The following is a 12238-nucleotide window of genomic DNA, read 5'->3' on the forward strand; positions in this document are numbered from 1 at the left end:
CGGCTCACACATTTAACCATTTCCGATACTCATTAGGCGACTGGCCCGTTAGCTGCTTGAACACGCGGTTAAAATGCGGCAGAGACTGAAAGCCAACCTGCTCAGCAACTTCATAGACCTTAAGCTCCCCATCAACGAGCATGTGCTTGGCCTGCCTGATGCGCAATGAGTTTAAATAGTTAATAAAGGATTGCCCTTTATACTTCTTAAAGAGCAGGCTGAACTGTGAAACGCTGATATGGAACCGCTGTGTAATATCTGAGACCGAATGCTCCTCCTGGTAATGAGCTTGCAGAAAGTCGCACACCTTCCGAATGATCTGGCGCATCTCGACATTGTTCAATGCGTTGTAGCATTGCAGCCACTCCTCTGTCAGCTTAAGAAAGTGAGCGCTTACCTCTTCTCCCACTGAAAAAGGAAGCCAAGTAAAGTCCGGTTGCATACTTTGGATCAAATCATTGTACTTGCTTGAAAAGGTTCGAAGCAGTACGCCCTTCTCGTTCTCCTGCAGGTCTGTAGCATCTAGGATGCAATTCACGATACGAGCCTGTTCCTTGAATAACGCCATGGCGTCGTAATCCACAATTTTATCAAATAATTGTTGAATGCTGAGGTAATAGTGCCGTAGATTGTGAAATTGCGGAATTTGTGCTTTAGCCTTCTCAAGTGCATTGCTCAGCTCTTCCTCAAGAATGGGCTTCAGCAAAAAATCACTTGCATGATATCTCAGCGCTTGACGAGCATATTCAAATTCATTGTGACCTGTAAGAATGATGGTAATAATCGGCAGCTGCCGTTCCGCAATCTCGCGCACAAGCCATAGGCCGTCTTGAATCGGCATCATGATATCGGTAATAACAATTGTGGGCCAAACCTGGTAAATGGTCTGCAGCGCCTCTTCACCGTTGCACGCCTCGGCCACAACCTCAAATGCACCGCCCAGTTGCTCCACCATCTTGACAACAGCACTTCGAATCCACTGCTCATCCTCTACGACCATGACTTGATACATAGGAACACCATCCGATTGTTTAGTAATGACTTGCCCTTTTGATCCAGAGGCATCTCCATCCCATTATAACACGCTCGGTAAGTGCACCTATATCCCCTTCTTACCCTTTCACAGAGCCAACGAGCATGCCCTTGTCAAAGTACTTTTGGAAGAACGGATACATCACAATCATCGGGATCGAGGCCATAACGACAACAGCCATCTTTACTGGAGGACCAAACTCATAACCGTTCGCAACAGATTCCACGGAATTGCCTGATTCAAGTACGATTTGCCGCAAAAAGACTTGTAAAGGAATCATTTGAGAATCACTAATAAATAGAACCGCCTGAAAATAGGAGTTCCAATAAAACACCGCGTAAAATACGATAAAGGTCGCTACCGAAGTCATGGACAAGGGAAGCATTACCCGGAAAAATAACATCCACTCTCCGCAGCCGTCTATCCGTGCCGCTTCCTCAAGCTCTTTAGGCGTGTTCTGGAAAAAGCTTCGCATGACAATTAAATTGAAAGGCAAGATGAGATTATTCAAATACAGCGACCAGTAGCTGTTCAACAGTCCTAACTGATTGGTCAGCAGGTACATAGGGATGATACCGCCACTGAAGAGTATGGTTATAATAACCATAATATTGAGTACTTTTCTGCCCTTCAGCCATGTTCGGGAAAGTCCATAAGCCATAAGCGTCGTTGCCGAAATACTAAGCACTGTCCCTACGATCGTAATCTGAAAAGCATTCCAATACGATGTAAGGAAGTTGTGATTATTGAACAGGTACCCGTAAGAATTTAAAGTCCAGGTTCGTGGGATTAGGAAGAATCCCCTTGAAAGCATTTCCTGCTTGGTTGAGAACGAGCTTAATAGAACATAAAGGCAAGGGAAAAGCACACCAAGCAAAATTATCGCGAGCAGCACATAGACGATCGCCTCAAAGACGGAAGGCATACGCAGCGAAGCTTGATTTTTCATGTTAATAGACACCCTCCTCACCGATCTTGCGGGACGCGCGGTTAGCGATATATACGAGTCCGAGTCCGATTAACGCCTTAAACAAACCTACCGCAGTGGTGTAGCTGAACTCAGCTTGGTTGATCCCTACACGATACACGTATGTGTCGAACACCTCAGAAACCTGAATATTCAGTGAATTCTGCAGGAGCAGAATGTGCTCGAAGCCGGTATCCATAACATGCCCGAGGCGCAATATAAACAGAATAATAATAGTGGAGCGTAGTGCAGGCAGGTTGATATGCCAGATTTGGCGTAAACGGCTCGCGCCGTCCACTCGGGCAGCTTCATACAGTGTTGGATCTACCGAGGCAAGAGCCGCAAGAAAGATAATCGCGCTCCAGCCAGCTTCTTTCCATATGACCTGTAGCAAATACAGGATGCGAAAAGAGTCTGGATTCGTCATGATGTCTAGCCTTTCGTAGCCCCATGTGGAAATCAGATTATTGATTCCCCCATCCTGTGTAGAAAATAACAGCGCCGTCATGCTGACGATAACGACCCAACTTAAAAAGTGGGGAACGTACAGCAGCGTTTGTGCTCCCTTCTTAAACCATTGGATTCGCACCTCATTCAGCAGAAGAGCAAGAACAATGGGCACTGGAAAGAAGAAAAATAAATTCAATGCACTAATCATCAGTGTATTGCGGAAGATCATCCAAAAATCAGGGTCCTTGAACAGCGTCTCAAAATGCTGCAATCCAACCCAAGAACTTCCTAAAAACCCCTCGAACGGATCGTACTCTTGAAATGCAATCAGGATACCAGCCATCGGAACATATTTGAATATGATGAAGAACAGAAAGCCTGGCAGCATCATGATATAGATTGGCAGCCCACGCTTCCACTCAAACCACCGGCTGCGAGTCAATGTCTTGCTTTTTACATTCTCTGGATGTGCAACTGCTGTGCTCAAGCCTATAACCTCCTTCACCCTAGAGTGACCGGGAAGCTTGAGCCATGGCGGCCGCCTCTTCCCGGCTTCAATATCATCTCATTGATTCACTTTCTGATACTCTTCATTCATTTCCTGAATGATCTTGTCACCGCCAGCAGCCTTCCACTCTGCAATCGCCTTGTCGATCGAGTCAATAGGCTCTTGACCTGCAATGATCTTAACCATAGTGTCCATCCACTTCTTGTCAATATTCGCACCGAGCTTTGTCGCAGTTTCCGAAACCAGCCCTGCAGCAGCATCCTTCACCTTGACCTTCTCATTGTTGTCGAAGTAGTTCTTGATCGTTGCTACTTCCTTCGGATCCATCCACTTATAAATCAAGAACATTGGATCAAAGCGCTTGAAGAACCATCCTAGCAGCAAGAATTGACGATCTTTCACCGATGCTTCCAGTTGCTCGTACTTCGTATCGCTGATCTTCTTGTAGTGAACACCCTCAATCCCGTGTTTAACAAAATCATAGCCCTCATCCGACAGCATATAATCTAACAGCTTCAGGATCCGTTGCTGCTTCTTAGCATCAATTTTGGAATTGATGACGATTTTATCTCCTGATGTGGAACTTTTGATTCCGCTTTTGCCGGATGTTCCCTTCGGCGGCATCAGCTGCACGAGTTCAGCCTTGGGATCCGTTTTCAACAAGGGTGGAATCGTTTCCACGTACAACTGCTGTGGATTTACCGGGGCTATGCCGGATTTGCCAGCCTCCAGCTTGTTGAGTGAGTCTCGCGACTTCAAGATCGGGGAATCCTTGTCGAGCACCCCCTCCGCATACGCCTTGCGCATGAACCCAATATAGTCCTTGAGCTCCTTAGCCTGCGTCTGCATCGGAATCAGCTTTCCGTTGCCGTCAAGTGTCCAGTTGTTCGCTAGACCAAAGCTAGTGGTCAAGTATGCCGCCGTACCGCCAAAACCAAACGCCCCTCCTGGATTTACCTCCATGGAGAAGCCTACCGTATCCTGCTTCCCGTTGCCGTCAGGATCTTTCATCGCGAAGGCTTTGGCTACTTCGTAGAACTCATCGATCGTCTCCGGCATCTTAAGTCCCAATTTGTCCATCCAGTCCTTGCGAATCGCGAGCGAGTCCCGCACCTCTTGGTAATAGAACGGAATTCCGTAATACTTCTCTTTCGGGTTAAACTGCTTAATCGCTTCCTCCGGGATATATTTGACTATGTTCGGATATTTGCTCAATTCAGGTCGTACATTCATAAACACATCCTTCGATTGCCACTTAACAAACTCCGCTTTAGGCGCGTAAAACACATCCGGGAAGTTGTTGGACGCTGCCATGACGTTCAGTTTCTCCTGATAGTTCGCAGAGGGAACCCATTCGATCTTTAAGTCAATATTTAGACGTTTGTTGATCTCTTCGACCATTGGGTGATTCGGTGCCCAGCCGCCGCCGGCATAGCTGCGTGTCATCAGGTTAATGGTAATTTTTTCGCCTGGATCATCGACGACTCCTCCGGCTTTCCCTTCCTTAGACTTAGTAGTAGCTGAGCTTCCTGCACATCCAGTCAATGCTGAGGAAATCAACAGAGTACCTAGCGTAATCGCGGTCCATCTCTTCATCAAGCTTCAGCCTCCCATAGCGATTATTTCTTTTCTCTCGAGTCTCTAACATGAGGGACGACATCGCAGGTTTCCATATAGAAATTCAGCATTCTCTCTTTCAATTCTCCCCGCACTTTTGCCAACGAAACATCATGTATTCTGTTCTGGGTCTCTGCTGGATCTTGCTCCAAATCATATAATTCGTCGGTTTCATAAAATCGACGCACATATTTATATTTGTGATTCCGAACCATTATTGCCTTCGTATGCTCCGGCCCCTCACTGCGCTGCATCTCACCTCTAGGCCAATACAACATGGTTGAGTCCTCGTTAGCAGGTGCGGATTCATTACAGTGCTTCTCCCCGTGCAGCCTTCCTCCCTCGCAGAACACGGCATCCCTATGCTCCTCTGTCTCTCCTGAGATTAAGGGAGCTAGGGTCTTCCCGAAAATCGTGTAGTCGGGAGTAATTCCCGCATAGTCGTGCACAGTTGCAGACATATCGATCAGTTCGACTAAAGCATCGTTAACCCTCGGCTTGACCGATTCCGAAGCTGGTGGCTTGACGATGAACGGAACACGCGTCAAACAGTCCTCGAATGTATTTTGATTTTTTTCCACTAGTCCGTAATCACCGGTGAAATCTCCGTGGTCCGAGAAAAAGAATACAGCAGTATCATCGTAGATACCCGCATCCTTAAGTGCTTTCATCAACAATCCGAATTGATGATCCACACGTGCGCACATAGCATAATAGGTGGCTCTCAGCTCTGTCCAGCTCTCCTCGGACCAGCTCTGCATGCTATATCTCTCGCGCAGACCGCTAAGTATCGATGGCTTATTCTCCGATAGGTGCTCCGTGCGAATGCGCTCAGGAATCGAAAACTTGTCAATGAGATTATACCATGACTTCTCCACGGCATAAGGAGGGTGTGGGTATAGGATCGGCAAGTAGATACATAACGGCTGATCCTTCGGAGGATTCTTGATAAGCTCGATCGCTCCCAAAATATTCGCCCAATCAGAATCGTAATAGTCGTCTTCTCCCCCGGTGTCAAGTTCTCCCACAAAGAAAGAATAATACGTATCACTGCCTGGTGCTCCGCGCCAATTATCCCCCGTCCCTTCGAACGCTCCGCCAAAAATGGGTTTCGGCTTTCGTTCCGGCACATACTTGACGTCACAATAAGCATCGAAACCGCTTGTCGGAGGAATGAGATCATTTTTCCCGCCCCACCAGACATAGTAGCCAGCATCCTTTAACGTCTTGAGCAGCACCGGCTCATCAGGCTTCATCATATGGTACATCGTACGATGACCTCTGACATGTGGATACCAGCCCGACATGAAGGAGCAGCGACTCGGCGTACATACAGGATTCTGGCAAAACGCGTTACTGAAGGATACCGCATCCGTAGCTACCAGCTCATCCAAATGAGGTGTGATTGCAGCCGGATTGCCCAAGTGGCCCATAACGTCTCCACGCCACTGATCGGGGTTAAATAATAAAATATGAGGCTTTTTACTCAACTTGCTTTGCCCCCCCTGTTGATCTTAGTTTGCTTCGCAATGAAGTTATCTTTACTATACCGGGTAAGCAACTGCGAAGTCGTTAACGCATTTTCCGATTTCTTTGCATTTTTTCCGTTGATGCGGAGCTCGAAGTAACTTCGGAAAATATGTGAAGAAATCGGAAGATCCGATATCGATGCCACGGTTCCGATTTGATATAGTCGTGGGTGATTCTATACAGAAGAAAGGATGATTTGGTTTGAGATCTCCCAATATCCTCATGATCATGGTCGATCAATTTCGAGCCGATTGGCTGAGCTGCGCAGGCACTTCCTTCGTTCATACTCCTAATATCGACCGTATCGCCCAAAGAGGAATCCGTTTCGAGAAAGCAAGCTGTAACAGTCCTGTGTGTGGACCAAGCCGCTGTTCATTAGCCGCAGGCATGTACCCCCATCGATTAGGTAACCTTGAGAATTTTGTAAATTACCCCGCAGAGCAGCCAACTTACTACCAAGCACTAAGACAAGCAGGTTATCGTGTGGCGATCGTTGGCAAAAGTGATCTGCACAAGGGAGATCATGACTATGGAATGAATGGGGATCTTCCCTTCATGTATCATCTTGGATTCACAAATCCACATGAAACAGAAGGTAAGATGAACGCTGCGTTTCGCAAGAATGAATTAATGAAGTTCGATATTAACCCTGATCATGCCGACCATATCGCCGGACCGTACCAAAGCTACTTACGTGATCAGGGGCTGTTAGCCGCTTTCGTCCACGATTACCGTCAGCGTTTTGCTGAATGGAAATTTTATAACGCATGGCCTTCATCTCTTCCAGCGGAACATTTTCATGATAGTTATATAGGACGTAAGTCGTGTGAGTTTTTGGAGCAAGTTTCCAGCGATACACCTTGGCATTTATTTGTAAGCTTCGTTGGACCGCATGATCCATGGGATGCTCCATCTGAATACGTCGATGCATTTCCTGATAAAACGTTTCCTGATTCCATAAAGGACGATCTTTCCAATAAGCCTGAGTGGGTTAAGAAGAAAGCCAAGAAACAGACAGCCGGAATGTCTGACAAAGAACTTAATCGGGTTAAGCGGCACTATGGCGCTGCCATCAAGTTAATCGATGAGTGGGTAGGTAAGCTATTAAACACCTTGGAGCAAAAAGGATTATCCGAGCACACGGTTGTCATTTTTTGTGCGGACCATGGAGAAATGATGGGAGATCACGGCTTATTTCAGAAAAGCACGATGTATGAGGGGGCCCTGCGAATCCCGCTCATCATTGCGGACCCGAGGGAATCGAGAATGGGAACAAGTGCTGCACTCGCGGAATTAATGGATTTGCATCCGACGATTCTGGACTTAGCCGGTGCAGAATACAAGCAGAACAGCTTGGATGGCAAATCGTTAGTTCCACAATTGAATTCAGAAGCAGTTCAGCATAAACCATTCCAGTTTAGCGAACTGAGTAATACTCGTATGATTTTTGACGGAAGATATAAGCTGATCCAAAATCATAACGATATTAGCGAATTATACGATCTTCAGGAAGACCCGTTTGAGCTGTTGAACATCATCAAAGAGAGTCCTGCAATATCGCAACAGCTATTGAATAGAATGGCGAGCTTAAGAAAGTAAGTAGATATTGTGTGCCAAAGGATAAAAAAGCCCATATAAAGAAGCCTGCCGCAACGACAGGCTTCTTTATTTTTACAGCACTCAGGGTCAGATGTCGGGGCTAAAGGTTGAACACTTGATTTTTGCAGTTTCTCTGGCATCTGCTCCCGAATGAATTAAAGATGGTTCAATTGCGCAACAAGTCCATCCAGCATTTCGTCTGTAAATGCGCCTTGGCTAAATGAAACCATCGCACGCAGCGGCATATATTTCATCATCTCGGCGAACATTTCGCCCGTGCCTTCACCCAATGCTTCTTCCATCGATTGTAAATTGTCCGTTGAAACGCCCATGCCTTCCTGAAACTTCTGAATCAAGCCTTGAACGACAGGCGCTCTTTGCGGATCGCTCATCAGATCAGCAAGCAACGTGCTTCTATCGACTTTGATTTTGACAACAACCGTCGACTCGACGCCGATCGTATCCCGCAGTACGATATCTTCAGACGAACGTCCAATCAGGATTTCAAAGTTACCGGACTCCACATGCCAATCTTTGAGCTCTACGTTGTAGTAAGCGAAGGAGCGTTTGTCCAGCGTCAATGTAACGGTTTTCTTTTCCCCTGGCAAGAGCTCGACTTTGGCGAAGCCCTTCAGTTCTTTGAACGGGCGGATAGCCGTACTCTCCACGTCACGGACATAAAGCTGAACGATTTCTCTGCCGGCGCGAGCTCCTGTATTTTGCACCGTTACTTGAACGTTAACCGCGTCGGTATCTTTGATTTCTCTGCTGCTCAGCACAAGATTTGAATATTCAAACGTCGTATAGCTAAGACCGTATCCGAACGGGAACAGCGGCTCCACTTTTTTCGTGTCATAATAGCGGTAGCCGACAAAAATGCCTTCACGGTACTCGACACGATTGCCTTCGCCCGGGAAGAACAGGAACGATGGATTGTCACTCAACCTCAACGGGAACGTCTCAGCAAGCTTGCCACTTGGATTCACTTTCCCGAACAATACGTCAGCAATCGCACCGCCAACAGCCTGACCGCCTAAATACGCTTCGAGTACCGATTTAACTTGACCGATCCATGGCATTTCGATTGGAGAGCCGTTCAGAAGCACGACCACAACGTTACTTTGTACGCCTGCTACAGCTTCGATGAGTTGGATTTGGTTAGCCGGCATATGCAAATGCTTGCGGTCGAAGCCCTCGGACTCGTAACGGTCCGGAAGACCTGCGATAATGACTGCAACATCTGCTCCGCCTGCCGCTTTTTTCGCTTCCTCGACCAGAGCTGCATCAACGTCGTCTTTATCCGTATGATAGCCTTGGGCGTACATGACAGATGCTGCGTCTCCAGCGAGCATTTGGATTTCTTCAAACGGTACGTCGATTTGAGTTGGCTTGATGTGCGAGCTGCCTCCACCTTGGTATCTCGGCTTTTGTGCGAATGCGCCAATAACAGCCAATTTCTTGCCCTTTTCCAATGGGAGCATATTGCCCTCGTTTTTCAGCAGCACCATCGTTTCGCTTGCAACCGAACGGGCAAGCCGATGATGCTCACCGCGATCATAGGACGCATTTGGCTTTTTGTTGTCCACACTCATGAAAATGATGCGTAAAATCCGCTCAACCGCACGATTCAGCGCCTCTTCGGACAGCTGACCGCTTTGAACCGCCGCGACGATTTTTTTGTCGTTCACGCCGCCACTTCCAGGCATCTCCACCTCCTGTCCCGCTGATAGTCCTTTTACGCGCTCATTGTTTGCGCCCCAGTCCGTAATGACAATACCTTCATGACCCCATTCTTCCTTCAAAATGTCAGAAAGCAAATATTCATTCTCGGAAGCATACGTCCCATTCACTTTGTTGTACGCGCTCATGACCGTCCATGGCTGCCCTTTTTTCACCGCGCCCTCGAAGCTTGCCAAATAAATTTCACGCAGCGTGCGCTCGTCGACGACGGCATCAATGCCCATACGGCGATGCTCCTGGTTGTTAACCGCAAAGTGCTTTAGCGATGTGCCGACCCCTTGGCTTTGCACGCCGTTAATATGGCTAGCAGCAATTTCAGAGGACAGATACGGGTCTTCCGAGAAATATTCGAAATTGCGTCCGCACAGCGGAGAGCGTTTAATGTTTGCACCTGGTCCGAGCAGGACGGCAACATCTTCAGCCTGACACTCTTCGCCGAGCGCCACGCCGACCTTGCCGATCAGTTCGCGATCCCATGAGCTCGCCATACCGGCTGCAGATGGAAAGCAAGTTGCCGGAACGCTATCGAAAACGCCCAAATGGTCGGATTCACCTTGCTGCTTGCGCAGACCGTGCGGTCCGTCCGTCACCATTATACGCGGAATCCCCAAGCGTTCTACGCCTTTTAAACGCCAAAAATCAGAACCGGAGCACATGCCAGCTTTTTCTTCCAAAGTCATCTGAGCAATTAGAGCTTGAATATCGCGTTTCATGGATATAAATCCCCCTCGTAATAGTGAAATCCATACAGGTTTCATTATTTCATGCATGCGCTTTCTTTTATGGTATAATACTCAGAAAAATTGTACGCAGCTGAGGTGCCCGTTGATATTCACAAATCCAAATCAACCTGATCTAGCCTATGTTTGCAAAATGCTTTACGAAAGCATTCAACTTCCGATCTTTTATAACGTTGATGAACACTCGCCCATAGAGGCTATATGGGGGACCGGCTTTCAATATAGTCCTTTCATTTCAGAACCCGAGGCTCTAGTTCGTCCTCTGATCGAACAGGAGATGGAATACCCAGTTATTCGCACAACGAATTTCTGGGAGCAATTTATCGTGCTCCCGGTGAAACGCAACGGTAAGCGGCATGCATGCATCGTGATCGGTCCTTCGATCCAGCAAATGCCGAACGACGAGCAAATTGTTAACCAAATGAATGACTTCCAGATCCCTTATCGGGATCTGCCGCGTTGGAAGGCATACTTGAGCAGCCTGCCCGCCGTAAATCAGCTGCGTTTGCTTCATATCGGCGTCCTTGCGCATTCCTTGGTCAATCAGGAGGCTCTGGAGATAACGGATGTGTTGCAATATGGGTATCAATATGCTCTGCCATCAACGTTCAAGAACAATGTAGAGCTTACGATTTCGACACAGCGGGAGTTTTCAATGTTTCATCAAAGCATGGAAGCCGAAAAGCAATTTTTCAATTTGATTCGGAATGGCGATAAAAAGGAACTCATGAAGCAAGTGATTAATTTCTCTTACAGCGAGGCGGGGGTACTAGCCAAGCGAAGCCAAATCCGCAACAACAAAAATTTGGCTATTTGTGGCGTTGCGATTGCGATGAGGGCCGCCTTGGATGGCGGGTTATTCGAGGAAACAGCTTACACACTGAGCGATCTGTATATTCAGCAAATCGAAGAGCTTCATGATGCAAGAGCCGTGGAAGCCGTCATGGTCAATGCGCTTATGGATTTCACGGAACGGGTTGCGCAAGGCCGCAATAGTAGGGGATCCAAACCAATAAGGGAATGCCGGAAATACATTTATGAACATTTGTACGAAGACATTACAGTGGATAAGCTTTCGAAGCTGACAGGGCTGAATGGCAACTATTTGATGCAATTGTTTAAGAAACAAACAGGACTAACGCTTATGAACTATATACAGCAAGAGCGAGTTGAAGAAGCGAAAAAGCTGCTGAATATGACGAACGATACGGTCTCGTCCATTGCATCGCGCCTGAGCTTTTACGATCAAGCTCACTTTATTAAAGTGTTCAGAAAGCATACGGGCGTGACGCCGAAGCAGTATCGGTCAAATTAAGCTGAAGCCGCTCTTTAGGAGCGGCTCATCGGGTCATTGATTTCATCACCATCAAAATAAAATCATCCAAAATCATCGCATCTTCGTCGGCGTTGTCATCGTCGTTGTCGATGAATAAATTATTTCTTGTCGCCAAACGCTGCATCAGCCCAATCAAGGCTTGTGAAATCATAAGCGCCAAGCGTTCGGCAGGTTGGTTTGCTTTGAGCGAGCCGTCTTCCAGACCGGACTGCAGAACCTGGATAAACGGTAATTTGAGCAGCGCGATCTTCTCCTTATATTTTTGCTTCAACTCCGGGCTTGGATACTGTTTTTCATAAGCATGATCGAAAATCGCAAGAAATCGTATATTGTCCCGATGCGTTTTAAAGCCTCTGGCAAATATAGACAACAGATCCTCGAATCGCTCTGCGCCCGTTTTCCCCTTCGATTCATTTGTTAAGCTCTGCTCGTTCATCTCAGACAATATTTGAATCTGAATATCGAATGTGATTTCGTGAATGGAATTGTAATACTTATAAAAAGTGACGCGGCTGACGCCGACTTTTTTGGAAATATCCATGATCGTCACCCCGGTGATACCTTTTTCCAGAATGAGCTCTTTCGTAGCTTCGAGAATCTCTTCTTTTATTTTGACGCGAAATTGATCGGCATGCTGCTTCCATCTAGGTTCCATTCTCGTTCTCCCTTTGTAAACACTCGTGCATCGAGTTACGTTGATGATCTTAATATAACGTAA

At 47.1% G+C, this 12238-nt stretch carries 9 protein-coding genes; 2 read left to right on the plus strand and 7 right to left on the minus strand.

Annotated elements, in window-relative coordinates; genetic code table 11:
• Positions 1 to 4 precede the first annotated feature (4 nt).
• The 5 genes from J2Z65_RS20385 to J2Z65_RS20405 all read right to left on the minus strand — a co-directional run bounded on the left by J2Z65_RS20385 (position 5) and on the right by J2Z65_RS20405 (position 6065).
• Entirely contained in the window at positions 5 to 1012 is a 1008-nt protein-coding gene (locus J2Z65_RS20385; protein ID WP_167057288.1) for a response regulator transcription factor, read from the minus strand.
• Between the two features lie 100 nt (positions 1013 to 1112).
• Entirely contained in the window at positions 1113 to 1982 is an 870-nt protein-coding gene (locus J2Z65_RS20390; protein WP_167057291.1) for a carbohydrate ABC transporter permease, read from the minus strand.
• 1 nt (position 1983) lies between these two features.
• Positions 1984 to 2937, minus strand: a complete 954-nt coding sequence (locus tag J2Z65_RS20395; protein ID WP_167057294.1) for an ABC transporter permease — start codon at positions 2935 to 2937, stop codon at positions 1984 to 1986.
• Between the two features lie 78 nt (positions 2938 to 3015).
• Complete coding sequence (locus tag J2Z65_RS20400) at positions 3016 to 4554, minus strand: extracellular solute-binding protein (protein WP_240159676.1); 1539 nt, start codon at positions 4552 to 4554, stop codon at positions 3016 to 3018.
• Positions 4555 to 4577: 23 nt separating this feature from the next.
• Complete coding sequence (locus tag J2Z65_RS20405) at positions 4578 to 6065, minus strand: sulfatase family protein (RefSeq protein WP_167057300.1); 1488 nt, start codon at positions 6063 to 6065, stop codon at positions 4578 to 4580.
• Between the two features lie 241 nt (positions 6066 to 6306).
• Between J2Z65_RS20405 and J2Z65_RS20410 the strand changes: the two genes are divergently transcribed.
• Complete coding sequence (locus tag J2Z65_RS20410; RefSeq protein ID WP_167057303.1) at positions 6307 to 7704, plus strand: sulfatase family protein; 1398 nt, start codon at positions 6307 to 6309, stop codon at positions 7702 to 7704.
• Between the two features lie 155 nt (positions 7705 to 7859).
• On the opposite strand, the gene J2Z65_RS20415 is transcribed toward J2Z65_RS20410, so the two are convergent.
• Positions 7860 to 10157, minus strand: a complete 2298-nt coding sequence (locus tag J2Z65_RS20415) for a glycoside hydrolase family 3 C-terminal domain-containing protein (protein ID WP_167057306.1) — start codon at positions 10155 to 10157, stop codon at positions 7860 to 7862.
• A gap of 112 nt (positions 10158 to 10269) precedes the next feature.
• Between J2Z65_RS20415 and J2Z65_RS20420 the strand changes: the two genes are divergently transcribed.
• Complete coding sequence (locus J2Z65_RS20420) at positions 10270 to 11499, plus strand: helix-turn-helix domain-containing protein (protein WP_167057309.1); 1230 nt, start codon at positions 10270 to 10272, stop codon at positions 11497 to 11499.
• 25 nt (positions 11500 to 11524) lie between these two features.
• Here the strand turns inward: J2Z65_RS20420 and J2Z65_RS20425 are convergent, their stop codons facing one another.
• The gene (locus J2Z65_RS20425; RefSeq protein ID WP_167057312.1) at positions 11525 to 12175 is read right to left on the minus strand and encodes a TetR/AcrR family transcriptional regulator; all 651 of its coding nucleotides are present in this window, start codon (positions 12173 to 12175) and stop codon (positions 11525 to 11527) included.
• Between the last annotated feature and the right edge of the window lie 63 nt (positions 12176 to 12238).

This window comes from Paenibacillus aceris (assembly GCF_017874035.1).
Classification (GTDB): Bacteria; Bacillota; Bacilli; order Paenibacillales; family NBRC-103111; genus Paenibacillus_E; species Paenibacillus_E aceris.

Coding starts and splice junctions, on each gene's coding strand:
- J2Z65_RS20425 (WP_167057312.1), bottom strand. CDS start 12,175: ATGGAACCTAGATGGAAGCAGCATGCCGATCAATTTCGCGTCAAAATA.
- J2Z65_RS20385 (WP_167057288.1), bottom strand. CDS start 1,012: ATGTATCAAGTCATGGTCGTAGAGGATGAGCAGTGGATTCGAAGTGCT.
- J2Z65_RS20400 (WP_240159676.1), bottom strand. CDS start 4,554: ATGAAGAGATGGACCGCGATTACGCTAGGTACTCTGTTGATTTCCTCA.
- J2Z65_RS20415 (WP_167057306.1), bottom strand. CDS start 10,157: ATGAAACGCGATATTCAAGCTCTAATTGCTCAGATGACTTTGGAAGAA.
- J2Z65_RS20390 (WP_167057291.1), bottom strand. CDS start 1,982: ATGAAAAATCAAGCTTCGCTGCGTATGCCTTCCGTCTTTGAGGCGATC.